The sequence below is a fragment of the Lactococcus sp. LG606 genome (assembly GCF_017309645.1).
Classification (GTDB): domain Bacteria; phylum Bacillota; class Bacilli; order Lactobacillales; family Streptococcaceae; genus Lactococcus; species Lactococcus petauri.
In genome coordinates, this window is sequence record NZ_CP071301.1 from 363,182 (window position 1) to 388,134 (window position 24,953).

Annotated in this window: 26 protein-coding genes and 1 tRNA gene; 26 read left to right on the plus strand and 1 reads right to left on the minus strand. The window is 36.0% G+C overall.

Annotated elements, in window-relative coordinates:
- The first annotated feature begins 6 nt into the window (after positions 1–6).
- From J0J35_RS01920 to J0J35_RS01960, 9 genes are all read left to right on the plus strand, one after another.
- A complete protein-coding gene (locus J0J35_RS01920; protein WP_019299702.1) occupies positions 7–369 on the plus strand; it encodes a hypothetical protein in 363 nt (120 codons plus the stop codon).
- Positions 353–1,426: a LysM peptidoglycan-binding domain-containing protein gene (locus tag J0J35_RS01925; protein ID WP_206917425.1), complete on the plus strand. Its 1,074-nt coding sequence runs from the start codon at positions 353–355 to the stop codon at positions 1,424–1,426. Before J0J35_RS01920 ends, J0J35_RS01925 begins: the two co-directional genes overlap by 17 nt.
- Positions 1,427–1,493: 67 nt before the next feature.
- Positions 1,494–2,576 (plus strand): putative phage abortive infection protein, encoded by a 1,083-nt coding sequence (locus J0J35_RS01930; protein ID WP_206917426.1) that lies wholly within the window; start codon positions 1,494–1,496, stop codon positions 2,574–2,576.
- An 852-nt stretch (positions 2,577–3,428) separates the two neighbouring features.
- Positions 3,429–3,887, plus strand: a complete 459-nt coding sequence (locus J0J35_RS01935; protein WP_206917427.1) for a hypothetical protein — start codon at positions 3,429–3,431, stop codon at positions 3,885–3,887.
- A 75-nt stretch (positions 3,888–3,962) separates the two neighbouring features.
- On the plus strand, positions 3,963–4,283 hold the full coding sequence (locus J0J35_RS01940) for a hypothetical protein (RefSeq protein WP_206917428.1): 321 nt from the start codon (positions 3,963–3,965) through the stop codon (positions 4,281–4,283).
- Positions 4,283–4,726 (plus strand): protein-export chaperone SecB, encoded by a 444-nt coding sequence (locus tag J0J35_RS01945; protein WP_206917434.1) that lies wholly within the window; start codon positions 4,283–4,285, stop codon positions 4,724–4,726. The genes J0J35_RS01940 and J0J35_RS01945 overlap by 1 nt, the downstream gene beginning before the upstream one ends.
- A 688-nt stretch (positions 4,727–5,414) precedes the next feature.
- Positions 5,415–5,792, plus strand: a complete 378-nt coding sequence (locus J0J35_RS01950) for an ArsC/Spx/MgsR family protein (protein WP_206917435.1) — start codon at positions 5,415–5,417, stop codon at positions 5,790–5,792.
- Positions 5,793–6,027: 235 nt separating this feature from the next.
- Entirely contained in the window at positions 6,028–6,696 is a 669-nt protein-coding gene (locus J0J35_RS01955) for a DUF6287 domain-containing protein (protein ID WP_206917436.1), read from the plus strand.
- Positions 6,697–6,959: 263 nt separating this feature from the next.
- A tRNA-Ile gene (locus tag J0J35_RS01960) sits at positions 6,960–7,033 on the plus strand.
- 499 nt (positions 7,034–7,532) lie between these two features.
- Here the strand turns inward: J0J35_RS01960 and J0J35_RS01965 are convergent.
- Positions 7,533–9,059, minus strand: a complete 1,527-nt coding sequence (locus J0J35_RS01965; protein WP_206917438.1) for a hypothetical protein — start codon at positions 9,057–9,059, stop codon at positions 7,533–7,535.
- 535 nt (positions 9,060–9,594) lie between these two features.
- On the opposite strand from J0J35_RS01965, the gene J0J35_RS01970 reads away from it, so the two are divergent.
- The 17 genes from J0J35_RS01970 to trxB all read left to right on the plus strand — a co-directional run bounded on the left by J0J35_RS01970 (position 9,595) and on the right by trxB (position 24,870).
- A complete protein-coding gene (locus J0J35_RS01970) occupies positions 9,595–10,044 on the plus strand; it encodes a MarR family winged helix-turn-helix transcriptional regulator (protein WP_029343317.1) in 450 nt (149 codons plus the stop codon).
- A complete protein-coding gene (locus tag J0J35_RS01975; RefSeq protein ID WP_206917439.1) occupies positions 10,041–11,567 on the plus strand; it encodes an MDR family MFS transporter in 1,527 nt (508 codons plus the stop codon). Before J0J35_RS01970 ends, J0J35_RS01975 begins: the two co-directional genes overlap by 4 nt.
- On the plus strand, positions 11,567–12,283 hold the full coding sequence (locus J0J35_RS01980; RefSeq protein ID WP_206917440.1) for a DUF4811 domain-containing protein: 717 nt from the start codon (positions 11,567–11,569) through the stop codon (positions 12,281–12,283). Before J0J35_RS01975 ends, J0J35_RS01980 begins: the two co-directional genes overlap by 1 nt.
- Positions 12,284–12,445: 162 nt before the next feature.
- Complete coding sequence (locus tag J0J35_RS01985; protein WP_004258153.1) at positions 12,446–13,027, plus strand: hypothetical protein; 582 nt, start codon at positions 12,446–12,448, stop codon at positions 13,025–13,027.
- 75 nt (positions 13,028–13,102) lie between these two features.
- Entirely contained in the window at positions 13,103–13,861 is a 759-nt protein-coding gene (locus J0J35_RS01990) for a MurR/RpiR family transcriptional regulator (RefSeq protein WP_019292127.1), read from the plus strand.
- 160 nt (positions 13,862–14,021) lie between these two features.
- The gene (locus J0J35_RS01995) at positions 14,022–15,416 is read left to right on the plus strand and encodes an MFS transporter (RefSeq protein WP_206917442.1); all 1,395 of its coding nucleotides are present in this window, start codon (positions 14,022–14,024) and stop codon (positions 15,414–15,416) included.
- Positions 15,417–15,497: 81 nt separating this feature from the next.
- Positions 15,498–16,733: a phosphopentomutase gene (locus J0J35_RS02000; RefSeq protein WP_165706667.1), complete on the plus strand. Its 1,236-nt coding sequence runs from the start codon at positions 15,498–15,500 to the stop codon at positions 16,731–16,733.
- A 3-nt stretch (positions 16,734–16,736) separates the two neighbouring features.
- Positions 16,737–17,006, plus strand: a complete 270-nt coding sequence (locus tag J0J35_RS02005) for a zinc ribbon domain-containing protein (protein ID WP_019292125.1) — start codon at positions 16,737–16,739, stop codon at positions 17,004–17,006.
- A 19-nt stretch (positions 17,007–17,025) separates the two neighbouring features.
- Positions 17,026–17,841, plus strand: coding sequence for a purine-nucleoside phosphorylase (locus tag J0J35_RS02010; protein ID WP_165713706.1), 816 nt, complete (start codon positions 17,026–17,028; stop codon positions 17,839–17,841).
- Between the two features lie 83 nt (positions 17,842–17,924).
- Positions 17,925–18,623 (plus strand): purine-nucleoside phosphorylase, encoded by a 699-nt coding sequence (gene deoD / locus J0J35_RS02015; protein ID WP_206917444.1) that lies wholly within the window; start codon positions 17,925–17,927, stop codon positions 18,621–18,623.
- 129 nt (positions 18,624–18,752) lie between these two features.
- Positions 18,753–20,423, plus strand: coding sequence for a formate--tetrahydrofolate ligase (locus tag J0J35_RS02020; protein WP_206917445.1), 1,671 nt, complete (start codon positions 18,753–18,755; stop codon positions 20,421–20,423).
- A 13-nt stretch (positions 20,424–20,436) separates the two neighbouring features.
- Entirely contained in the window at positions 20,437–20,847 is a 411-nt protein-coding gene (locus tag J0J35_RS02025) for a VOC family protein (RefSeq protein WP_086582056.1), read from the plus strand.
- A 166-nt stretch (positions 20,848–21,013) separates the two neighbouring features.
- Positions 21,014–21,871: an amino acid ABC transporter substrate-binding protein gene (locus J0J35_RS02030; protein WP_017369767.1), complete on the plus strand. Its 858-nt coding sequence runs from the start codon at positions 21,014–21,016 to the stop codon at positions 21,869–21,871.
- Positions 21,872–22,013: 142 nt separating this feature from the next.
- Positions 22,014–22,901: an amino acid ABC transporter permease gene (locus J0J35_RS02035; RefSeq protein ID WP_206917446.1), complete on the plus strand. Its 888-nt coding sequence runs from the start codon at positions 22,014–22,016 to the stop codon at positions 22,899–22,901.
- Positions 22,898–23,659: an amino acid ABC transporter ATP-binding protein gene (locus tag J0J35_RS02040; RefSeq protein ID WP_061413248.1), complete on the plus strand. Its 762-nt coding sequence runs from the start codon at positions 22,898–22,900 to the stop codon at positions 23,657–23,659. The genes J0J35_RS02035 and J0J35_RS02040 overlap by 4 nt, the downstream gene beginning before the upstream one ends.
- Positions 23,652–23,879: a DUF4059 family protein gene (locus J0J35_RS02045; RefSeq protein WP_004258121.1), complete on the plus strand. Its 228-nt coding sequence runs from the start codon at positions 23,652–23,654 to the stop codon at positions 23,877–23,879. The genes J0J35_RS02040 and J0J35_RS02045 overlap by 8 nt, the downstream gene beginning before the upstream one ends.
- 70 nt (positions 23,880–23,949) lie before the next feature.
- On the plus strand, positions 23,950–24,870 hold the full coding sequence (trxB, locus tag J0J35_RS02050; protein WP_004258118.1) for a thioredoxin-disulfide reductase: 921 nt from the start codon (positions 23,950–23,952) through the stop codon (positions 24,868–24,870).
- The last annotated feature ends 83 nt before the right edge of the window (positions 24,871–24,953 follow it).

Here is a 24,953-nt window from a genome sequence, read left to right on the forward strand (position 1 = left end):
AAAAAATTGGAATATAACTTGCTGGGAATCTCAGCATTAATCTTAATCATTCTGGGTCTAACATGGCTTAAGGATGGAGAAAAAATGGACCCACCATTGAAAAAAAGGATTGTCATTGATTTAGTGACAATTGCACTATTCTGGGGAGTATTTGAGTTTTATAACTTTTCTGGAGTAAAAGAATATAACAACGAAATAGCATTAGTGATCAATGGATCGCTAGTGTTTTTCTTTGCACGAATGATTCAGTTGATCTGTCAAATTAATCCATTGTTTCAAGAACTCTTTGCCTACTTAAAATCTAAAGGGGTAAAGATCGAAAACATTGACGAAAAGAAAATAGGAGATGAAAATGAAAAAAATTATTAAAGCTGCGACAATTGTAATTCTAACTCTGACGAGTTTTGGAGCAACGAGTCAAGCTTTTGCGGCAGTAGGTGACCAAGGAGTGGACTGGTCAAAATATAACGGCTATCAAGGAAACTTTGGTTATGCCAATGACAAGTTCTCAATCGCTCAAATTGGAGGAACCTATAACGGGTATTACGTGGACCAGTTGACTTATAACAGTCAAGTTCAAAATACATTGGCACAAGGGAAACGTGCGCATACTTATATTTGGTATCAAGTGGGTGGCTCCATTGAACTTTCAAAAGGCGTGCTTGATCGATATTTGCCACAAATTGCAACACCAAAAGGTTCTATTGTTGCTCTTGATTATGAGAGTGGGGCGAGTGGAAGTAAGCAGGCGAACACAGATGCTATTCTTTACGGAATGCGACGTGTGAAAGAAGCAGGATATACACCAATGTATTACAGCTACAAACCTTATACAATTGCAAATGTGGACTATAAACGCATTATTAAAGAGTTTCCTGGTTCACTTTGGATTGCGGAATATGCAAACTATGAAGTAACTCCAACACCAAACTGGAATTACTTCCCAAGTATGGATGATATTGGTATTTTCCAATTTACCTCAACTTATGTTGCAGGTGGATTAGACGGTAATATTGACCTTACAGGTATCACGGATAATGGATATGATGGAAAAGTACCTGATCCAGCACCGACACCGACACCAACTCCAACTCCAGCACCTACTCCAACACCAAGCCCAAGCAAGAAAACTCATATTGTACAATATGGCGACACATTGAGCAGCATTGCTTACAGTTGGGGCACAAGCTGGCAAGAATTGGCACGTCAGAACGCTTTGAGTAATCCTAACCTTATTTATGCAGGACAAGCAATCAGCTACTCAGGCGGCTCAAATGTAGCAACAGGTGGAACTTATATTGTACAATACGGAGATAATCTCTCAGTTATTGCACAACGCTTAGGCACAACTGTGCAGCATCTTGTTTCAAGTAATGGAATTCAAAATCCTAACTTGATTTATGCTGGTCAAACACTAAATTATTAACATAAATTACCCCTAGCCATAATGGTTAGGGGTGTTTTTTGCTATAATAAATTCAATAGGAGTGTTTATGAAAAAAAATAAAATAATGAAAAAACCTTTTATAATTATTGTTTTAGCTGTATTATTAAATATTTTATTATTAAGTCTATTTAATCCCTCAAGTTCTGACGTATTAAATTTTTTGGGAAACATAATAGGATCAATAATAGGAGTAATTGGAGCTTATTTTGTTTTAAAGGAACAAATAAAGAATGATGCATTAAGGTATAAAAATGATAAAGATGAAAGTACATATTTTAAGATTTTGGATATGTTCAGAAATGAAAAAGATGACTTGTTAGCTACTAACTATGATGTTTTTACTGAGACTTTGGATGAAATAAAAAAAGAAAAAAGCAACCTCATTAAAAAAAGACTTTATGAAGAGAAACAAGAATCGTTTAAAAATATTGAAAAAGATTTTGAAATACCACTTCAAGGACTATCACAAAGAATAACGTATATAGATTTTGTTGATCCTAGCTATGAGACGAAGACAGAGTTAGATAATATAATAGAGTCTTTAACTAACAATGATTATACTTTGTTTTCAGAAGCAGTTTCAACTTTGGAAGAAAGACAAAAATATAAGCCTATAAGTTTAGATGAGGAAGATTGGGGGATTGTTCAGCCAGCCGTAGATTTACTAAATATTATTGAAGCTTTTTCCTCTGATTCGTATGAACTAGATGAGGAGGAAATTAATCAAATTGTCAATAGTGTTTATTCAAAAAAACATAATATTTTAGGAAATTATTTCAGGGTTTTTCATAGATTAGTTAAACAAATAATGAACTCCTCTTTTGATGTGAAGCAAAAGGAAGAGTATTTGGGAATAACAAGAGCGATTTTGTCTTCTGAGGAGTTGCTTGTTATTTTATACAATACTTTTTATTATGTTCGTGGACAAGGCTTAAAAGAACTATTAAGCACTGCAAGTGGATCAGAACAAAAAACAGGATTTTTTGCGGATGATTTAGATTTAGAAAACTTTAATATTAAAGAAGGTGGACAAGTAGATTTACCATTTTTTAAATATGATGATCTAATTTTTGGAGATAGAGATCTAGAAAAAATACAAAGTTTAACAAATTACAAAAAGGAAAAATAATAATTCTTTTATAATCTTCCCCTTCTTCATTATATGACTCACGATATCTTTCACATATCTAAAAAATACCCCTAGCCATAACGGTTAGGGGTGTTTTTTGGTATAATGTTTTTGATTGGAGAAGAAATGAAAAAGAAAATGCTAACTTGGCCTATGTTTATTTATTTGTTTAATGTGGTATTACTGGTCACAATTCTAATACACACTGTATCTATGTCGATAACCTCAATGCTTACTGTTATTCCACAAATAGATGGTAAAAATGTAATTTATTTCTCCAATTATCTTATGCTTCCAATTTATTTGCTAATGCTATATGTTATAGATAGATATTTGATGAAAGGCAAACAAAACAAGTACATACTAGTTTTTTACTTTTTATTGATATTCGGATTAAGTCGATTGGTTCATAAGTACTTAACCCCGAATCCATTAGCTATCAATATAAGTTATTATTTTCTTTTTATATTCTTATACCTTGCTATTTTTATTATTGTATCTCTTAAGTATAAACTTCCTAAATCTATCAAGTGGTATTTAGATTAAAAGAAGTAATGTCCGGTCACTTGACCGGGCTTTTTTGCTGTTTCTACATGGAATAATTCAAGAATTTGGTTTAAAGTATAAGGAGAACGTTAGGTTTTGGACTATTTTTTGTGTAAAAAGTATTATAGAACCAATATAAAAAGTACGTAAAAAACGTCAAAAAACACGAAAAAAGTGATGAAAAGTGAAGCTTAGTGTTGAAAATTGAAGAATTTTGTTATAATATAAGCTAAGGAGTAATAAATGTTGATGATATTTACTCATAATTTGTATATAGATAGAATAATAAGATTTTAGGTGTTTGTTTTGAAAAAGTATGATTGTTATCATGGAACAGGCTTAAAAAATTATCAAAATATAGTTGAATGTGGTACGTTCACCTTTAAACCAAGAGAAAATCATTGGTTAGGAGGGGGTGTATACTTCTTTATTGATGATGTAGCAAAAGCCAAGTGGTGGGCCAAAAGCAATAGGCCAGATAAAGAAACGCCACCACTAGTACTTAAGGTGAATCTAGAGTTTGAACTTGACGAGTTATTGAATCTTGATTCTGAAGAAGATTTAAAGAAGTTGGATGAATACGCAGAAGATATACTAGCTTCTTTGAATGCAAATAAAGCACAATTAAAAGATGTTGACGAGCATGTATGGCAATGCAAATTACTAGAAGCTTTTTTATCAAAAAACACCATCTATTCTGGTATATGCAGAACTTTTGAAACTACTCAGGAAAAAAGGAGCAAGTGGTTTTCAAGGGCTTGCTAAGCAACTGTGTGTCCGAGATGTAGGTAAGATACCTATAAGCAGTATTGAGCAAATCGCAGTGTGAGAGGAGATATTATGGTAATTAGTAGAAATGAATTAATCAATATTTTAGATTCTATTGGTTTAGAATATGAACTAGATTCTGATCAACCCGGAGTTGTAACCAAAGATAAAAATTTTTGTAGCTATTCCGAACTAAAACTTCCAAGCGATTACTACAAAAAATCACGAAATTTTTCTAATCAGTTTAGTTCAAATTTTGATATGACCCAACTTTCATATAAAGAAAATGATAATGGGAGAAAGTACTTTATTCCGCAAAAATACACTAAAGTAGTAAAATCAAATAAATTTAAAAATGACAATACTGTTGATACGGAGGCACTGGCTGCTTAATGGCTACTATATCGTTTAAAGACTATTATATAAATGAATTTTCTTACAAAGAAAATGATAATTTTGATTCGAAAACGGAAAATTTAGACATTACATTAGATTTCAATGCAGTGGTAAACATTAGCAAAGAAGATATTTTGGTGAATCTTTCTTGTGAACTAGGAGAAGAAATTAAGGAAGAATGCCCATTCGTTGCTAATTTGAGTATGAATGCCTATTTTGGATATGAAGTTGATAGGACCAGTATAAAGGATGTAGAACTTTTTAAAAAAATGACATCCCAAAATGTGGTTGCTATATTGTATCCTTATTTACGATCAGCAGTTAGTGAGATGATTTTAAAAACTAATAAGTTTCCTCCATATGTTTTGCCAGTTGCTAATATTGTTAAGATGATGGAAGACGAAAATAAAATAAAAGTTTTTGAATTTATGGAAGAATAATACATAGAGCATTTGCCTTAAACAAGTGCTTTTTTATTACCATAAGTCAACAACAGGCACTATAATCTGTGCTATATTAAATAAGGCAAAATATTACAGACTACTTTTATCTCTCTAGCGACTTCTTGTCAGTGTGGTATTTTTTTGTGCCGTTATTGATTTACAACATTCAAATGTATTGATATAATCATTTTGTCGGGCAGAACTGAGATCCTCATAAACCTTTGTTTTTTAACATGTCCGATAGCTCTCTTGACAGGTCAGGGGAGTTTTGGTTCTTTAGCTTAGCTGGTTCGAGTACAGCAAGGACCATATGAAAACTCTATCATTATATACGCGGGGGTATTTTTGATATAATAGTTTTGTACCCAGCCAGCCAAGACTGGGTATTTTTGTTACAATATAGGTGGTAAAATAAAAATACGTTAATATTCGTAAGTTTCTGAGTCACGCCTTGCCAACGTGGCTTTTGTTTTGTTTAAGCGACCCGATGTATAATCTAATACCTAAAGTCTAATTAAGACTTTTTCATAAATTTACTCTTGCACTCACTTACCTCCTAATAAAGTGAGTGCTTTTTTCATAGATGATTGTACAAAGAAATTTGCAAGTGCTATACTAATAAAAGTACCTATTTGTCAAGAGTAGGTACTTTTAATTTAAACAGATAGTTTGGCTATAAAATAAAATGATTACTTTGTACTATGATCTCAGCAGCAATTCTTGTAAACAAGCATTAACATGGCTCAAGAAGCATGAAATAGAATATGAGATGAAAAGAATTTCTCAAATTTCAGAAATAGATTTACTGAATGTGTTATCTTTAACAGAAAATGGATTTTCTGATATTCTTAAACGTCCAAGTAGGGTGAATACTCAATCACGAGAAGAACTTAGAAAAATTGAAATGATGAATTTTACAGATGGAGTAAGATTTATCTCTTATCATACTCATTTACTTAAGACCCCTATTATATTTGAAAATAATAAACTTACTATAGGATATAACGCTGAAAATATGAGAATCTTTCTTTCTCGGGATTACCGTAATATAGAGATGTTATAATTTGTTCACAGATGATTATGCTTTAATAAAATGTTTTGATAGACTAAAGATACAAACATTTACATCACCCATTATCCTCCCATGATATGGGTGTTTTTTTTATTTGATAAATTGTTGCTATACTAACTCTAAAGGAGTATAATGAATTTGCCTTGTGAGTATATTAACTATTCTAAGACTTAACATCTCATCGACTGAAATATGATGTTTTTTTCGTAATAAGGGAGGATTAAATATGAAAAAAATAACCCTATTGTCTGTTTTAGTTTTAGCTTCTTTATCTCTTGTAGCTTGTTCTTCAAATAAACAGGATAAAGACAAGAAAGTGGAATCAAAAACATCGCAGACAAGCAGTGAAACAAAACAGGACACAAGTTCAGAAGCAAGTACAGGTGATTCTTTGACTACACAAAGTACTTCGGTGGAAGAACAATCTAATTCAGAGAGTGTAAAATCTGAAACGTCTACGCAAATGGCCTCTGAACCTGAACAATCGGGAACAACAATGTCGTCAAACCAAAATGACACAACTGCAAATGTTCAAGATTTAGATACATCAGCTATCTTGAATGGGGATTTCTCTACACTTTCAGGAACTTGGAAAAATGCAGATGGAGATGTGGCTGAAATTACTAATGATGGTGTATTAAGTCAGACTATTAAAGGAAATAATTATAAATATAAAATACTACAATTAAAAAATGCAACAACCACACCAACATTAGATATTGAACCATTACAAGAAGATGGATCACTTGGGATAGCTGGTGGTGCTATGATAGTAATGTATAAAGCAGGGGTTTCAAATCCTGATGGTGATCAGTCAGATACATCGCAACCTAGATTAATAATGGGACAAAATACAGGAAATTTCCCGAATGAACTTTATTTTTATCGTCAATAAATTATAAATAGCTAACTTTTCTGTCCAGTCTAAAAGAGCTTTTTATAACTTTACAAAGCAAATTGATGGTGTTATACTGGTGTTGTAAAAGATTAACGCCTTGATATAGTATAGATATTGGGCGTTTTTTTATATATTGTTTTACAAGTTTAAAAGGTATTTGATATAATTAGAGTGTCAAACTTAATTATAAGTAATATCAATATATTCTTTTTTATCAGTTTGAGTTTGATGTTGCTCCTTTTTCAGGTTGGGGGAGCTTTGGTTCTTTAACTTAGCTGGTTAAAGTCCTCCGCTCATAACGGAGTTAGCGCTGGTTCGAATCCAGCAAGAACCATATGAAAAGATTTGAATTTATTTATAAATTACTTGCGACTTTGTTTATTGTATTAGCGATATTTCTTCAGTATTTTACAGAATATAAATCTGTAAGCCGGATTATATTGGTCATTATTTTAATAACTGTTTTGATTAGATCATTTTTTCCGAACCGTGAAAAATAAAGATTATGCTATAATAAGTTTCTGTTCTTAATAGGTAGATCTCTATGACAATAGGGATTTTTCTGTTATACTCTAAGTACACAAATCATCATTTCAATTTATCCCTACACTCTGTGGGGATTTTTTAATTTAGGGGGCAAAAAAGGGGCAAAAGACATATAAAACTGTATTTTTTTATCTTTTTTTTATACTATGTGTATACTTGGAAAACACTGATTTATAAAGGACTTTCAGGACTTTTATACGATAATATACTACAAAAGGAACAATCTACTATTGATGTTTAATAATTTAAAAAAGCTCTCAGCTATAAAACTGAGAGCTTTTTTGATTTTATTTGTTTTGACGATTGTTAAAATAATTTAAGTATCCAATTGATGATAACATAATAATTGCTGGAAGGAATTGTATTAAATAGCGACTTCTACCAGCTTCGAAGATTGATAAGTATAGGATGACACCAAATAATACAATCTGCAGGTAGAATTCAAAATTAGAGGTCTGCCTAAATTTTTTAAAATAAGCAACCAGTCCCAAAATTATTATAGACCAAGCGATTTGAAGGTATAGGGCGTAATTACCATAGTGAGGATTTCCAACATAGATTACTGATCTTATCTTTTGACCAAATTTAGAGTTTGTAAATTTGGTTTTAACAATATTTTGTTCTTTTAAAACATTTTCTGCAGTCCAACCTAGACTACCATCTTGTGTAAAAATTTTAAATTTAGTACTTTGGTGCTTGATAAGACCCAAAGTACTAAATTGTGAGAATCTTTTTTTTACATCCTCTTTAAGTTGAGGTTCCAGTTCAGATCTTGGTTTAAATTGACCCTTAGCGTCCAAAAACTTAACATCCTGACTGACTGCTGCATGATCTGCTCCTGTAGCAGTCAAGCCTAAGTCTACAAAAAACCAGGGACTCATAGTGTATTTTCCATCATATTCTACAAACTTTTGATTTTCCGCATAAAAATTAATAGCGAAAGTCATTGTGAGCATCCCTAAAAGAAGGAGTAAGCTCCGGATGAACAGGCGCTTAAAGTTTACTTGTTTCTTGTCGAAAATCAACCTATAGATAATCAGGAGGATTAAGGCGATAAGGTAAATAAAAATGGGCACTCTAATTTTGTAGGCAATACTAAAAAGAAGGCCAATAGCAAACCATCTAAAAATCCCAGCTTTATCTAAATTTATAATCACTAAATAACACAGCAGAGCCATTAGGAAGAAGGTAGCTGGATCGCTATAGAAAGATAAAAAATGTGGTTGTAACCCAAATAGAAATAGGCTTTCTAAAAAGACAATTCGAGCTAATTTTTCCCCCTTCAGATGATCAGCCAGACCCGTCAGCAATAAAATACCGCCATCAATAAGTAGAGCATTTAAAATTGACACAGTTAAAATAAGGTGCGGGGCTGTAACAATGCCGTTCAAGATTTTAAAGGTGATAAAAATGAGAAAGTTATTCGGAAATAAGGAGAAGTACCTAATGGATGAACCACTGTGTGTTGGTGGAGCGGTTGCTACCTTATATAGAATAGAAGCATCTCCGTTGGGAAGGCATTGGGCAAATACAGATATCACAATCTGACCTATGAAAAGTATTCCGATAACAAAATAACGATAAGTATAAAGGAGTTTGAAGAGCTTGATAACCAAGGGTTTTAGAGATTTATAAAAGATGATTCCCGAAACAATTCCCAAAACAAGTAGTGATAAAAAGAATGTGTGACTCATACTCGGAAGAACATCCGAAAAGATGTACCTTACAGACCAAAAAAGCCAATAAAACGAAAGTAAAAATAATAAGAAGAAAAGTATTCTTTTTATTGCGCTATCTATGTGTTGCATCCTCATTTTTCTTATTCACTCCTGTAAAATTAAAATTTTCCAATATTTATATTTTATCATAAAACCAATGAAATTAAATCCTTAGTTTATGGAAACACCAATAAAAATAAACGTTAAAAAAACTATGTTTAAAATATCAATAAGTCTCCTCCAGTTAATAATGTTTTTTTTTATGATTATGATTTTTTGTGCCCAAACTGCATATTGCAAAGCTAAAATTTAACCTTTTTTATTCAGTTTACCTTAAGATACAAGACTTATAATACATACATTCCATAAAAAGAGTTGGAGATTTTCAAAAAACTATTTTTTATCTCCTTGCTCTGCACTAGTATTATCGAAAAAAATGGCCATTAAAGTAGACCACTATTAGGAGGTCTCTTTTTATATGAAAACTTTTTCACTAATATTCCCAAATAAAAAAGAGGGATAACCTTGAGGGATTAAGCTTTCTTTATCGTAGTAAATTTTTGACAATTGATAATAAAGAGAATATAATACTAACAGTGTTAGATAATTAATAGTGTTAGGAATGGAAGATATGGATTACAATCAAGCAGCAGAAACTTTTTTATCTTGTGTGAAGAGTCGCAGTAAAACTGAAGTTATGAGCCGTTTTAGTAAGTATGCGCATGGTGAAAAACTCGTTTTGGTTGGCCTCTATAAAAATACTGGCTCACCAATTTTACCTAGTGACATTGCGAAGCAAACCAATATGAGTACAGCGCGAGTAGCAACAATTCTTAATAATCTTGAGGAGAAAGGACTTGTTACACGTGAGATCTCTCGTACGGACCGTCGTAAAATTTTAGTGGCTATCACGGCTAAAGGTCGTGAAGAAGCGGAGCAATCAAGAAAAGAAGCTGTGAGCCGTATTGTGAAAATCCTTGAACGAATGGGCGAAGAACGCACCAAAAGTTTTGTCGAAAATGTCCAACTATTTTTTGATTTAGCAATGGAAATATTTGAGGAGGAAAACGAAAAAGTATGACTGAAGAATTAACAAAAGATCAGCCACTCGATATTCATGGGAAACCATTTAATCGAGGAATTGTTCTTGCACTTATTTTGATTGCTACTTTTGGAGGGATGCTCATGCAAACCTCATTGGGTACAGCAATGCCCACATTGATGAATGATTTTAATATTTCTTTAGCTACGGGGCAACAAGCCACAACATGGTTCTTGTTGGCAAACGGAATTATGATCCCTGTATCGGCCTATTTAACAACAAAATTCCCAACACGCTGGTTATATTTGATTTCTTATGCAATTTTATTGGCTGGAATGTTTGTCGCCTATTCGGCACCAACTTCGACATGGAGCGTCTTTTTAGGAGCTCGTATCATGCAAGCTATTGCCGTTGGTATTTCGATGCCCTTGATGCAGGTTGTTATGGTCAATATGTTCTCACCAAAACAAATGGGTGCTGTTATGGGTGCTATGGGACTTGTTATAGGTCTTGCACCAGCAATTGGCCCTACTTATGCAGGATGGATTCTAGATAAAGATCATGTCATTTTAGGATTCACTCTGGAACAATCATGGCGCACAATCTTCTTGATTCCAATGGTTGTTATTGCCATTTGTTGGGTATTGATGCTTATTTTTATGCGTGACATTGTGCCTAATCGTGACATGAAGCTAGATTTTATGTCATTAGTCGAATCAGTTCTTGGTTTTGGGCTCTTTTTATGGGGCTTTACAAATGTAGCTAGCGATGGCTGGGGTGATCTTCAAACGGTTATCCTACCTATCGTTGCGGGGGTAGCAATCATTGCTCTCTTTGTCCATCGTCAATTGCATATGGAAACACCTTTCTTAAACGTTTCCGTATTTAAAAATAAACAATTTGCTTTGACAACCGTTGTTATGGCACTTTCAATGATGGCTATGATGGGTGTTGAAATGATGTTGCCTTTGTATATGCAACAAGTCCACGGTCTTTCACCATTGAGTTCAGGTTTGACACTCTTACCTGGTGCCTTGATGATGGGGATCGTGAGTCCACTTGCGGGTGCTGCCTATGATAAAGTAGGTGCGAAACGCTTAGCGCGTGTTGGTTTTACCATTTTGGCCATTGGTACAATTCCATTTATGTTTTTGACAACAACAACACCAGAACACTTTATTACTGTGCTCTATGGTTTGCGTATGTTTGGTATTGCGATGGTAATGATGCCTTTAACTGCATCAGCCATGAACGCTTTACCACGCGAACAATCGGCACATGGTACTGCAGCAAATAGTACAGCACGTCAAGTTGCTTCAGCTGTTGTTGTGGCGCTCTTAAGCTCTGTTACGCAAAATATTATTACCAATTCACAACCTGCAGCAAGCTTGAAAGAGTCCAACCCACTTGCTTTTGCAGGAGATATGTTAGATGCCATGCTTAAAGGCTATCACGCCTCTTTCGCTATAGGGTTAGCCTTTGCTATCCTTGGGCTCGTCCTTTCATTTTTCCTTCAAGGGCATATTGTTAAAAACAAAAAAGAAGTAGGAGGTGAGAAATAATGATTATCATACTTATTGCTTTATTTACACTTTTAACCTTCTACGGCTTTATCCACATTGATAAAATATTTTGGCGTGGTCTTGTTGGTGGTTTATCATTAATCCTACTTACAGCATCAGTTATGGCTTTGACAATACACATTAAAGATAACTGGGGTATGGAGAAAGTAACTTCTACTGAAACGAAGAAAATTTACACAGCAGGAGATACTAATGCTGCCTTTGGGGTGCTTTTAAAAGCAGAAATCGGTCAAGACACCAATAATTATGCTTTAGTCTACCGTACAAACAAAGAAGATAAGGAGCCTGAAGTTCATTTCCAACCGGATCAAAAACATATGGTTGAAACTTTGAAAAAAACGGCAGACTACAAGCTGACGTCTGAGTCTGAAGCCAAAGTTGTTACAACAACAGTCAAATGGAAATTTAAAGACAACTTTATGAAGTTCCTTTTCGGTATTGGCGGAGAAGAAGGAAAGCTTGTTTCTCAACACGCGCGTGCTTACGTGCCTAAGGATACGTGGCTCGTCTTGACCCAAGATGAAGCTAAAAAACTTCAACAAGAAGTACCAGCGATGCAAGCTCAGCAAGAAGCAGCACTGAAAGCAAATCCTGCGCAAGCAAAAGCAATGATGGAACTACAAAAGAACAGCCCAGAGGAATTCACAAAACTGCAAGTTAAGCAGATTAAAGAACGCCTAGGCCTTAAAGAATAACAAGAGAGTCTGAATTTATTCAGACTTTTTTCTTTTAAAGTGTATAGAAAACTGAACTCTTCCCTAATATACGTAAAAAAACAGGAAATGTAACTAAATTGTAATTTTATTCGCTGGGAAATATTGTAAAATAGTGAACATAGAAAGGTTGGTATTATAAAAGTGAACTCTGATAGTAGAAAAAGAATCAGGAACTTGGTGATTGGTGCTCTTCTTACGGCTTTAGGGATTTTAATTCCGATGATTATGCCGGCAAAAATCGTAATTGGCCCCGCATCATTTACTCTTGCTTCACACGTGCCAGTTATGGCCGCTATGTTCTTTAGCCCTTATTTAGCAGCGCTTGTAGCTGTTGGGACCACACTTGGTTTCTTTATTAGTGTCCCAGTTCCCCTTATCTGGATGCGAGCGGCAACTCATATTGTAGTAATGACTGCTGGTGCTTGGTTCTTGAAGAAGAATCCAGATTTAGTTGACAAAAAAGTTAAACTACAAGTTTTTAACCTGATTTTGGGAGTTTTCCATGCAGGATTGGAGGCCTTGGTTGTTTTAGCCTTTTATCGTATTGGTTTTGCAGATCTTAATCCTCAAGCCTTAAATAGCTTGCTTATGCTTGTCTTCTTCGGTGGAATTGTTCATAGCTTTGTCGATTTCAACCTTGCATTTGGTTTATGTAAAGTCCTCAATAAAATTTATACTATTGATGTCTTTAAAAATTCAAAATTAAAATCATTAGCAGAATAACACCAGACAATTGCGCTCATGAAGAGCGCTTTTTTGTATCTTCTTCCTTCTTGGATATGATATAATTGAGTAACTATGGAAAAATTATCAGATGCGGAAATGTATACTTGGGAATTTTTGGAAGAAAACAAGTCAAAAGTTCAATTGATGTCAATTACTCAAATTGCTGAAGAAGCACATGTGAGTACAGCCACAATTGTGCGAACTCTCAAAAAAAGAGGATTTGATGGCTTTGCCGATTTCAAAAATTCTCTCAAAAGAAATAAAAATGGAGCTAATGCGGAAGAAAACAAGATAGTTGGTTTGTCTGACGAGGCTAATCAATATGTTTTTAAGAACTTGATTGAAGTTTCACGGACGATTGGTTTACTTAACCCTGCCGACTTGGAAGCTATTTCGAAAGCTTTAGTGGAAACGAAGATGATCATGACAGTAGCGCGTGGCGCAAGTGAAGCTGTAGCGGATGATATGATTCATCGATTTCAAACGCTAGGGAAAAATGCAATCAGTCGTTACTATGATGATATGGAAATGTATGCTGAAAAACTGACTTCAGAAGATATGATGCTTATCGTTTCTTCAACAGGTGAGGAGAAAATCATTGTTTCTGCAGCTAAAAAAGCAAAGAAGAAGGGTGCAAAAGTAATAGTTCTGACAAGTAACTACCGAAGCCAATTGGCCCAAATGAGTGACTACTATCTACTTGCTTATCAAAGTAAATTAGAGAAAGAAGAACTCTATGGAGATGCTGGAAGTATTTTACCTTTAGAAGTCATTTGTCGTATTATGGTGGATATGTTTACTATCTATCGCGCAAAAGGTACAATCAGATAAAAGAAGACAAGTTAGTAACTTGTCTTTTTTTGTAAAGTTTTTCAAGATATTTCATGAGAAAGCGAATACATTTTCAGAAATATTTAAGATATAATAATTATATTCTTTAAAGATAGCGTTTTCATGAAACGCTTAAATATATCATATCGGAGGACTAACTGTGGAAGCACAACTCTCTACAAGTCAGCAAAATACAACACAAGAAGTACAGATAGGCAAAGCTGTCCCTGTCATCCTTTTATTGATGATTTTTTCTTTGGTCATTGATAATTCTTTTAAAATAATTTCCCCTAAACTGGTTGAATATTTCCATGTTTCTGCGAGTACAGTAGCTTGGCAAGTGACCTTGGCCGGATTAGTTATAGGGATGGGAGCAGTCGTCTATGCATCCCTTTCTGACAGTATTAGTATTCGTTCATTACTTATTTTTGGTATTCTTTTGATTTCTGCAGGTTCCTTTATGGGTTACCTGGTTCATGATAATTACTGGTTGGTTGTTTTTGCGCGTGTCATTCAGGCAGCTGGATTGGGTGCTACTGAAACCCTCTATCTTATTTTTGTAGCCCGCTATGTTGCACCAGATAAGCAAAAAAAATATTATGGCTTTTCAACGTCTAGTTTTCAAATTGCGACAGTTATTGGCACTTTGACTGGAGGATTTATCACTACGCATTTGGCTTGGCAAACGCTTTTCCTTGTTCCGTTACTTTCTTTATTGGTTATCCCCTTCCTTTTAAAATATCTTCCTAAAGAATCTGGTGAGAAAAAATATATTGATGTGATGGGAATTATGCTTGTTGCAGCTGTTGCTGTTACTGCAATGGTTTACCTGACCAACTTCTCGTGGCTTGTTCTGATTGGTTTTATTTTGGCAACAATTGTTTTCTTACTTTATATTTCGAAAAAGAAAAATGCTTTTATTACGATTGACTTCTTCAAAAACAAATTGTTTGTCTTTACTTTGATTGCTGCACTTTTGATCTACTCGACACAAGCTGCCTTTACCTTGAATACATTTTCATTTTTGCTTACAAATGTGTATCAAATGCAATTAGATAGTGTATCTTTGATGTTTATTCCTGCATGTTTAGCAGCTGCGATTGTAGGTAGTCTTTCAGGAGCAATTGCTTCCAAACTTAATTCATTTAAAGCCGTTATTGTTTCAATGGTGACTATTGTGGTGACAATTGTGCTTGCTGCATTGTTCATGGGAGCCTCAGTTTTCCTTTTCACAGGCTTACTTATTTTAAGTTCATGTGCTTTTGCCATGATGTATGCACCACTTATGCACACAAGTTTGGAAAAAATGCCAGAAGAAAATAAAGGAACAGCAATTGGTTTCTACAATCTTTGCATCAATATTGCAATGTCAATCGGGTTTACTTATTCTTCACGTTTTATTGATGGTGTAAATCTTCATGTTTTTGCGGCAACCGTCAAAGGACATTATAGTGAGGTTCTTCTCATGATTGCATGTGTAGCCATTGCGGCTTTAGCAGTTTTCGTTTTTCTCATCAAAGGGCAACTTCCGAACGAGAAAAGTTTTTCTGCATGAAGGTTTAGCTCTGGAAACCTATTCATCACTAAATAGTTTATAATGATAATATAGAAGTTCACTAAGTAAGGAGAAAATAATATGCCTAAGAAATTTAATCGTGTTCACCTCGTAGTTATGGATTCCGTTGGAATCGGTGCTGCACCAGATGCAGATAAGTTTTTCAACCACGATGTAGAAACACACGAAGCAGTAAATGATGTGAATTCGGATACAATTGGTCACATCTCAGAAATCCGTGGTCTAAATGTTCCTCATCTTCAAGAAATGGGCTGGGGCAATATCCCACGCGATACAGCCCTAAAAACTATTCCAGCTGCTGATCAGCCTAAAGCTTATGTGACCAAGTTACAAGAAGTTTCTAAAGGTAAAGACACAATGACAGGGCACTGGGAAATCATGGGCTTGAATATTCAAACTCCTTTCCCAACATATCCGGAAGGATATCCTGAAGATCTCCTTCAAAAAATTGAAGAGTTTTCAGGCCGTAAAGTCATTCGTGAAGCCAACAAACCTTATTCTGGAACAGCTGTTATCGATGATTTTGGACCACGTCAAATGGAAACAGGCGAGTTGATTATTTATACTTCAGCTGATCCTGTGTTACAAATTGCGGCACACGAAGATATTATTTCTCGTGAAGAATTGTACAAAATTTGCGAATACGTGCGTTCAATCACACTGGAAGGTTCTGGTATTATGATTGGTCGTATAATTGCTCGTCCTTATGTGGGTACACCAGGGGACTTTACACGTACTGATGGCCGTCGTGATTATGCCTTGAGCCCATTTGACGAAACAGTGTTAGAAAAACTTTATAATGCTGGCGTAGATACATACTCAGTAGGTAAAATCTCTGATATTTTCAACACAGTTGGTGTGAAATATGATATGGGACATAATAAAAACGATATGGATGGTGTCGATCGTCTTCTCAAAGCAATGCGTAAAGAAGAATTCGTTGAAGGCTTTAGCTTTACGAACTTGGTTGATTTTGATGCGAAATATGGTCACCGTCGTGATGTAGAAGGTTATGGACAAGCGATCGAAGACTTTGACGGACGTTTGCCTGAAATTCTTGAAGCCATGCATGAAGATGACTTGTTAATGATTACAGCTGATCACGGGAATGATCCAAGCTATGTAGGTACAGACCATACACGGGAATATATTCCACTTGTTATCTTCTCACCTTCATTGAAAGAACCAAAAGTTCTACCTTTGGGCCACTTCGCGGATATCTCTGCTACTATTGCAGATAATTTTAATATTGACAAGGCTGAAATCGGGGAGTCCTTCCTTGGAAGCTTGGTCTAATTCATGACTAAAAAAGTTTTTTGTCAATCTTGCGGTATGCCTTTAGCACAAGCGGTCGATTTTGGAACGGAAAGAAACGGCCAAGCAGCTACCGAATATTGTAGATATTGCTACCAGAATGGCTCTTGGACACAACCCAATATTACTTTGGAAGAAACAATTGCTTTAGGAAGTAAAGCCTTGGAACAACTGGAAATATCAGGAATTAAAAAATGGCTCCTCAAGACACTTTACCCGATGCAAATAAAGGGCTTGAAGCGCTGGAAAAAATAAAAATTAAAGGAACACAAAAATGGAATTGAAAATGAAGTTAGACGAAACGACAAAATACCTCAAAGATCAAGGTGTTGGCGCTATTGATGTCGCTCTTATCTTGGGATCAGGTTTGGGAGAATTAGCAGGAGAAATTGAAAATCCTGTTATTATCAAATATGAAACAATCCCTCACTTCCCTGTTTCAACAGTTGTTGGTCATGCTGGACAACTCGTTTATGGTGATTTATCTGGTAAGAAAGTTATTGCTATGCAAGGGCGTTTTCACTTCTATGAAGGAAATACAATGGAAGTTGTGACTTATCCTGTACGTGTGTTCTCAGCTCTTGGTACACCATCAATTATTGTTACCAATGCTGCAGGTGGAGTAAATAAAGACTTCGCACCTGGCGACTTGATGATCATCAACGATCATATCAACTTCATGGGAACAAACCCATTGATTGGCCCTAATGATGATGAAATCGGACCACGTTTCCCAGATATGTCACAAGCCTACGACAAAGCCTATCAAGAGCTTGCTAAGGAAACAGCAGCAGAAATGTCAGCTAAAGTTCAAGAAGGGGTCTACATGGGCTTCACCGGACCTACTTACGAAACACCAGCAGAAATTCATATGGCTCGCACGATGGGAGCTTCAGCCGTAGGTATGTCAACTGTTCCTGAAGTTATTGTGGCTGTTCATTCCGGAATGCGTGTTCTAGGTATTTCATGCATTACTAACTTAGCTGCAGGAATGCAAAGTGAACTTAATCACGCTGAAGTTGTTGAGACAACAGAACGTGTGAAAGAAACATTTAAAACACTTGTTAAGAATGTTTTAGTGAAAATGTGATAAAATAAGAGAAAACGTGTTAGCGTTTTCTTTTTTTAGTGAAGAAAGCTGGCACCAAAATAACCTAAACATAAGGAGTAACTATGTCAGTTCATATCGAAGCTAAAAAAGGTCAAATTGCAGATAAAATCCTCTTGCCAGGCGATCCATTGCGTGCCAAGTTTATTGCTGAGAATTTTCTCGAGGATGCTCAACAATTTAATAATGTGCGAGGCATGTTGGGCTATACAGGGACTTATAAAGGACACCGTATCTCAGTTATGGGAACAGGCATGGGAATGCCATCAATCTCCATCTATGCACATGAATTAATCACCGAATACGGCGTGCAAAAATTAATCCGAGTAGGCACAGCAGGTGCGCTAAATGAAGATGTGCATGTACGAGATTTAGTCTTGGCACAAGGCGCTGCCACAACTTCACGCATTATTAAAAATGACTGGCCACAGTTTGATTTGCCGCAAATTGCTGATTTTGATTTGTTAGATAAGGCCTATCACATTGCGAAAAACTTAAATATTCCAACCCATGTAGGAATTGTTCTTTCGGCTGACTTATTCTACAGTGATATTGATACGCTGGCTATAGGTAAATTGGGCGTAAAAGCAGTAGAGATGGAAGCAGCAGCTCTTTATTATTTGGGTGCAAAACATAATGTCCAAACATTAGGAATCATGACCATCTCTGATAGTCTAGTGACAGGAGAGTCAACAAGTTCAGAAGAACGTCAAACTACCTTTACTGATATGATGCGTGTAGGGCTTGAAACACTTATTGTTTAGGAGAAAGTAAAAGTTAAAGCCGAACATTCAAAGGGTAAAATTATTAAATTTAGCATTTGCAAAGGAAATTTCCAAATGTTTCTGTTAAAATGATAAGGAAGTTATGGAGATTAGGGAGTTATTTAAAAGATGAAAACAGATATCGAAATTGCACAAGAATGCAAGATGGAAGCTATCACAGACGTCGCTGAGAAAATTGGTTTAAGTTTTGAAGATATCGAACTTTACGGAAAATATAAAGCAAAAATACCACTCGAATGCCTTAAAAAGTTTGAGGATAATGCTGAGGGAAAACTTGTCTTGGTTACATCCATTAACCCAACTCCTGCTGGTGAAGGAAAATCAACGGTGACAGTTGGACTAGCAGATGCCTTTGCACGCTTGAACCAAAAGGTAATGGTGGCGCTACGTGAACCTTCATTGGGCCCTGTGATGGGGATAAAAGGTGGTGCAACAGGTGGAGGATATGCTCAGGTTCTTCCGATGGAAGATATTAACTTGCATTTCACAGGCGATATTCATGCCATGACAACAGCGAATAATGCTATTGCAGCACTTTTAGATAATCATATCTTCCAAGGAAATGCTCTAAACATCGATAGTCGTCGTGTTGTTTGGAAACGTGTCTTAGATATGAATGACCGCGAGCTTCGTCATATTGTTGCTGGCTTAGGCAGTGTAGTTAATGGTGTGCCCCGTGAGGACGGTTTTGATATCACGGTAGCCAGTGAGATTATGGCTGTTTTATGTTTGGCTACCTCATTGACAGATTTGAAAGAACGTCTTTCACGTATTGTTGTGGCTTATACTTATGATCGTCAGCCGGTCACTGTGGGTGATTTAGAGATTGAAGGTGCAATTACAGTCCTATTGAAAGATGCACTTAAGCCAAATCTGGCCCAAACTATTGAAGGGACACCCGTATTAGTACATGGCGGTCCTTTTGCCAATATTGCTCACGGCTGTAACTCTGTTTTAGCCACAAAAACAGCCTTAAAATTAGCAGATGTAACTATTACAGAGGCTGGATTTGGAGCAGATTTAGGCGGCGAAAAATTCCTTGATATCAAAACACGTCAACTGGGAAAAACCCCTGATGCTATTGTAATTGTTGCTACTCTTCGTGCATTGAAAATGCATGGTGGTGTAGCTAAAACGGAACTAACTGGCGAAAATGTTGCAGCCGTTACCCAAGGCTTTGCAAATCTGAAACGCCATATTAAAAATATGGCGAGCTATGGTGCGCCAATCGTTGTAGCCATTAATCAATTTGCCAGTGATACTGAGGCGGAAATAGCTGAGTTAACACGACTTGTTGAAGCAGAAGGTATTGCTGTGAGTTTGACACAAGTCTTTGAAAAGGGCGGCGCAGGTGGAATTGATTTAGCCGAAAAACTAACAAGTATTTTCACGCAGGAAGCAAGAGAGTTCCATTATCTTTATGATTTAGAAGCATCGGTAGAGAGCAAGATTACAACAGTTGTGACACAAATTTATGGTGGCAAGAAAGTTAATTTTTCTGCAAAAGCAGCTCGTCAATTAACAGAAATTGAGGAGAATGGTTGGGATAAGTTGCCTGTTTGTATGGCGAAGACACAATATTCATTTTCTGATAATCCTAAACTTCTGGCAGCACCAGAAGGCTTTGAAGTTACCGTGCGTGAGTTGGTGCCAAAGATTGGAGCAGGATTCATCGTGGCCTTGTTAGGTGACGTGATGACTATGCCTGGCTTACCTAAAAAACCAGCGGCTTTAAATATGGATATTGACGAAACTGGGAAAATTACTGGTTTGTTTTAAGCAAAGGAGAACGATGGTAAAAGCAAAACTCACCCCTTTTATTACATTAAATGGTAAGGCCAAGGAAGCGATGACTTTTTATGCTCAAGTTTTGCCAGACACAAAGATTATACGGATGGAGTTTTATCATGAAAACCCAGCTTTTTCTGAGCTGAAAGAAGAACTTGTTTTATATGGAAGTTTGGAAATAAAAGGGACAGAACTTTTCTTTCTTGATATGCAAAAAGAATATGCAGCACCAACACCAAATTGGTCAAATTCCCTTCTTCTGGACTGTGCGACCGAGGCTGAATTTGATGAAATCTTTGCAGCTTTAGCAGACCAAGGAAGCGTGATGATGGGGCCGGAAGCTGTAGGAGATATTCGTAAATGTGCCTGGATCACTGACAAATTTGGCATTACATGGCAACCGGTCTGGAAATAAAGAGAAATAGTTATCCTTTTTTGCGGATAACTTTTTTGTTTGCTGATATTAAATAAATAAAATGCCGGCATAAAAAAATCTTAACCCCTCGATAAACAAATAATATGACAAACCAATAGGGAGCGTGATAAACTTTAAATATCAAAAAATTAAGGAGAACATTACTATGAAAAAGTCACTGAAGCTTTCACTCGCGCTCGTTTCGCTTATCGCCGCAGGAGCTTTAGCTGCTTGCAGTAATGGTGGTTCATCAAGTAAAGAAGAATCAAAAACCAAGCAAACGGAGATTGTTGTAGCTACAGATGGAGCAACTAAACCCTTTACCTATTCTGATAATCAAGGAAATTTAACAGGATATGACATTGAGGTTGCACGTGCTGTCTTTGATAAGTTACCTGAATATAAAGTAACGTATCAAGCGGTTGACTTTTCTGGGATTGTTCCAGGTTTGGACAGTGGACGTTATCAGATGGGAGCCAATGATTTTGGTTGGTCAAAAGAACGTGCAGAAAAATATAATTTTTCATCACCGATTTCTAAATCGAATAATGCAGTATTAACGAAAGATGGTGATTATAAAACCCTAGAAGATCTTGCAGGTAAAAGTACAATCGGTAATCCAGCTTCTAACTATACAAAGATTATCAATGATTGGAACAATGCGCATCCAGATAAGAAAATAAATATCAGCTACTCTTCAGATAGCACATCTATCAATACACGCTTTAACCAGATTGAATCTGGGAAGATTGATTTCATGCTTTATGATAAAATCTCTCTGCAATCAAGTATTAAGGATCAAGGGTTTGATAGCTTGAAAATTCAAGATATCGATACTTCAACAGGTGATCCTGAACATGACGGTTATGAGTATTTCCTCTTTGCAAAAGATGATGCTGGCAAAGAACTTCAAACTAAAGTCAACAAAGTACTTGCGGAGCTTGAAAAAGATGGTACCTTGAAAAAACTTTCAGAAAAATTCTTTGATGGAGATTTTGTACCTGAAGCAAGCAAGTTTAAATAAATATTTCACAGACAAGAAAAAATTTTTAGTTTCTTGTATAATAGTAGGAGTAGTGTAAAAGCTGTCCCTGAGTCTCTCACACACAAATGCTTGTGGCACGAGTGAGGGGTTCAGACAGCTTTCTTTGATGAAGAGAATAAAAATGAATAAAAATAAAAAAATAATTTTAGGCTTGGGAGTTTTGCTCCTGTTGATTATTTTGCCTATGCTTCCCTTTTTAATCATGCAAGGGCAATATAGTTTTGACGAATTTTGGACGATGTTTTTCACCAAAATTTTTAGTTGGAAAGACTTTACAGTAGCCTTTGTACCAATCATTAAAATGATTCCTATTTCATTGCAGATGACACTTATCGCAATGTTCTTTGGTCTTATTTTGGGATTGCTCCTTGCACTTGTCAGAATAAATAAAATTCCTATTTTAGACCAGTTGCGTGCCTTGTTTGTTTCCTTTACACGTGGGACACCAATTCTGGTACAACTTTATTTGACTTATACAGGGATTCCCTTGATTCTTAAAGCAATCAATATGAATTACGAAACAAATTATACAGTTAACTCGGTTCCTGCTATGCTCTTTGTGATTGTGGCTTTTGCCCTTAACGAAGGTGCTTATAATTCAGAAACAATCCGCTCAGCCATTCAATCAGTAGATAAAGGTCAAATCGAAGCAGCACGCTCCCTAGGAATGACAAATTTTCAAGTTTTTTGGCGTGTAACCTTACCTGAAGCAGCTTCTGTTGCAACAGCGCCATTAGGCAATGCTTTGATTGGCTTACTCAAATCAACTTCACTCGCTTTTGTTGCTGGTGTAGTCGAAATGACCGCTCAAGCCCAAATAATTGGCGGTTCAACCTTCCGTCTTTTTGAAACCTATTTGGCTCTGGCCTTAATTTACTGGCCAATCTGTATCGTTCTGGAAATCTTGATTCGTAAGATTGAAAGCAAACTGGAAATCAAAATGCCTAAAGCAGCGCGGAAAATCTCACTTGGACGCAATCCTTTTGATAATGGGGTGACCAACAAATGATAAAAATTTCAAATTTAAGTAAATCTTTTGCAGGTAATGTTGTTCTTGACAATCTTAATCTGGAAATTAATGAAGGTGATGTAATTGCGCTTATTGGTGCATCAGGTGCCGGTAAGTCAACATTTTTACGCTCTATTAATTATCTGGAAGAAGCAGACAGTGGACAGTTAGAAATTGATAATTTTAAAGTCGACTTTGAACATATCAGTAAACAAGAAATTCTTGAGCTTCGTCGCAAAACAGGAATGGTCTTCCAGCAGTTCAATCTCTTTGAACGTCGTACAGCCCTCCAAAATGTGATGGAAGGTTTAATTCAAGTTAAGAAAATGTCCAAAGCAGAAGCACAGAAGCTTGCTGAGGAAAATTTAAGAAAAGTCGGTCTTGAAGATCGTATGGATTACTATCCAAAATTCTTATCCGGCGGTCAAAAACAGCGTGTAGGAATAGCACGAGCGATGGCAATGCAGCCAACTTTGCTCTTGCTTGATGAGCCGACATCAGCGCTTGATCCGGAACTTGTTGGCGAGGTACAAGACACTATTCTCAATGCAGCTAAAAATAAACAAACAATGGTTTTGGTGAGTCATGAGATGGACTTTGTCTATAATGTTGCTACAAAAGTACTCTTCCTTGAAAAGGGTAAAATCATTGAAGAAGGTAGCCCTGAGGAAGTGTTCCATCATCCTAAAAATCCGCGGACGAGTGAGTTTCTCTCTCGTCATGTTAAAACCATTGATATAGGAAGTTCAAATGATTAATTTAGTTTTACAGTTTTATCTTAAAGGTTTACTCATTTCTTTTTTAGTTGTAGGTTTACTCAGTCTTTTGTACGGTTTTATCTATTGGCTCCGTAATCATCATAAACCCCGAAATGTCTGGCGCAATCGTTTATTTGACATTATTTTGGTGGATATTTTGACGATTCCGATTTTGAGTTTTGCAGTTGTTGGTATACTGATTATTTTAAGAATCAGATGATTGTAAATCAAAATAATGGCAAATAATCAAAAGAGAATTTATAATGGTTCTATACTTGAAGAGGTGAATTATGACAGAAAAAATTTACGATGTAGTAGTTATCGGTGCAGGGCCTGCAGGCATGACCGCAGCTATGTACAGCGCTAGAAGTGAAATGAAAACCTTGCTTTTGGAACGAGGTGTTCCGGGCGGGCAAATGAATAATACAGCAGAAATTGAAAACTACCCAGGCTATGGTCAAATCATGGGTCCTGAACTTTCAATGAAAATGTATGAGCCTTTAGCTGATCTTGGTGTTGAAAATGCTTATGGCTTTGTCACATCAATCGTCGATAATGGTGCAACTAAAACAATCAATACTGAAGAAGAAGTATTTGAAACAAAATCAATCATCATTGCGACAGGAGCAAATCACCGTAAGTTAGGAGTTCCTGGAGAAGAAGAATACGGTGCCCGTGGTGTATCTTACTGTGCTGTCTGTGATGGTGCATTCTTCCGTGATCAAGATATCTTGGTTGTTGGTGGTGGTGATTCCGCTGTTGAAGAAGCCATTTTCTTAACTCGCTTTGGTAAAACAGTAACAATTATGCATCGCCGCGACGAATTACGCGCGCAAAAAATTATTCAAGAACGCGCCTTTGCTAACGATAAAATAAAATTTATCTGGGATTCTGTTCTTGAAGAAATCAAAGGTGATGAACGTAAAATCGAATCTGTACGTTATAAAAACGTTAAGACAGGTGAAGTTACAGAAGCCAACTTCGGTGGTCTCTTTATCTATGTAGGTTTGGATGCTGTATCTGAATTTGCTCGTGATTTAGGTATTACAGATGAAGAAGGTTGGATTATCACAGATGCTACGATGAAGACAAGCATTCCAGGTATCTTTGCCGTTGGTGATGTTCGTCAAAAAGATTTCCGCCAAATTACTACTGCAGTAGGTGATGGAGCCCAAGCAGCTCAAGAAGCTTACAAATATGTAGAAGGTTAAACAAAAAAGAACGTGCATTACTGCCGTTCTTTTTTGTTTTTATCGTTCGTATTCTAGTAACAAATGTGTTATAATCTTATTAG

What these genes read in the sequence shown, in the direction of transcription:
- J0J35_RS02035 (WP_206917446.1), top strand. Translation starts at nt 22,014, where the DNA reads ATGAATAAAAATAAAAAAATAATTTTAGGCTTGGGAGTTTTGCTCCTG.
- J0J35_RS02030 (WP_017369767.1), top strand. Translation starts at nt 21,014, where the DNA reads ATGAAAAAGTCACTGAAGCTTTCACTCGCGCTCGTTTCGCTTATCGCC.
- J0J35_RS02000 (WP_165706667.1), top strand. Translation starts at nt 15,498, where the DNA reads ATGCCTAAGAAATTTAATCGTGTTCACCTCGTAGTTATGGATTCCGTT.
- J0J35_RS01930 (WP_206917426.1), top strand. Translation starts at nt 1,494, where the DNA reads ATGAAAAAAAATAAAATAATGAAAAAACCTTTTATAATTATTGTTTTA.
- J0J35_RS01965 (WP_206917438.1), bottom strand. Translation starts at nt 9,059, where the DNA reads ATGAGGATGCAACACATAGATAGCGCAATAAAAAGAATACTTTTCTTC.
- J0J35_RS01955 (WP_206917436.1), top strand. Translation starts at nt 6,028, where the DNA reads ATGAAAAAAATAACCCTATTGTCTGTTTTAGTTTTAGCTTCTTTATCT.
- J0J35_RS01940 (WP_206917428.1), top strand. Translation starts at nt 3,963, where the DNA reads ATGGTAATTAGTAGAAATGAATTAATCAATATTTTAGATTCTATTGGT.
- deoD (WP_206917444.1), top strand. Translation starts at nt 17,925, where the DNA reads ATGTCAGTTCATATCGAAGCTAAAAAAGGTCAAATTGCAGATAAAATC.
- J0J35_RS01950 (WP_206917435.1), top strand. Translation starts at nt 5,415, where the DNA reads ATGATTACTTTGTACTATGATCTCAGCAGCAATTCTTGTAAACAAGCA.
- trxB (WP_004258118.1), top strand. Translation starts at nt 23,950, where the DNA reads ATGACAGAAAAAATTTACGATGTAGTAGTTATCGGTGCAGGGCCTGCA.
- J0J35_RS01970 (WP_029343317.1), top strand. Translation starts at nt 9,595, where the DNA reads ATGGATTACAATCAAGCAGCAGAAACTTTTTTATCTTGTGTGAAGAGT.
- J0J35_RS02045 (WP_004258121.1), top strand. Translation starts at nt 23,652, where the DNA reads ATGATTAATTTAGTTTTACAGTTTTATCTTAAAGGTTTACTCATTTCT.
- J0J35_RS02005 (WP_019292125.1), top strand. Translation starts at nt 16,737, where the DNA reads ATGACTAAAAAAGTTTTTTGTCAATCTTGCGGTATGCCTTTAGCACAA.
- J0J35_RS01925 (WP_206917425.1), top strand. Translation starts at nt 353, where the DNA reads ATGAAAAAAATTATTAAAGCTGCGACAATTGTAATTCTAACTCTGACG.
- J0J35_RS02010 (WP_165713706.1), top strand. Translation starts at nt 17,026, where the DNA reads ATGGAATTGAAAATGAAGTTAGACGAAACGACAAAATACCTCAAAGAT.
- J0J35_RS01990 (WP_019292127.1), top strand. Translation starts at nt 13,103, where the DNA reads ATGGAAAAATTATCAGATGCGGAAATGTATACTTGGGAATTTTTGGAA.
- J0J35_RS02040 (WP_061413248.1), top strand. Translation starts at nt 22,898, where the DNA reads ATGATAAAAATTTCAAATTTAAGTAAATCTTTTGCAGGTAATGTTGTT.
- J0J35_RS01945 (WP_206917434.1), top strand. Translation starts at nt 4,283, where the DNA reads ATGGCTACTATATCGTTTAAAGACTATTATATAAATGAATTTTCTTAC.
- J0J35_RS01975 (WP_206917439.1), top strand. Translation starts at nt 10,041, where the DNA reads ATGACTGAAGAATTAACAAAAGATCAGCCACTCGATATTCATGGGAAA.
- J0J35_RS02025 (WP_086582056.1), top strand. Translation starts at nt 20,437, where the DNA reads ATGGTAAAAGCAAAACTCACCCCTTTTATTACATTAAATGGTAAGGCC.
- J0J35_RS01980 (WP_206917440.1), top strand. Translation starts at nt 11,567, where the DNA reads ATGATTATCATACTTATTGCTTTATTTACACTTTTAACCTTCTACGGC.
- J0J35_RS02020 (WP_206917445.1), top strand. Translation starts at nt 18,753, where the DNA reads ATGAAAACAGATATCGAAATTGCACAAGAATGCAAGATGGAAGCTATC.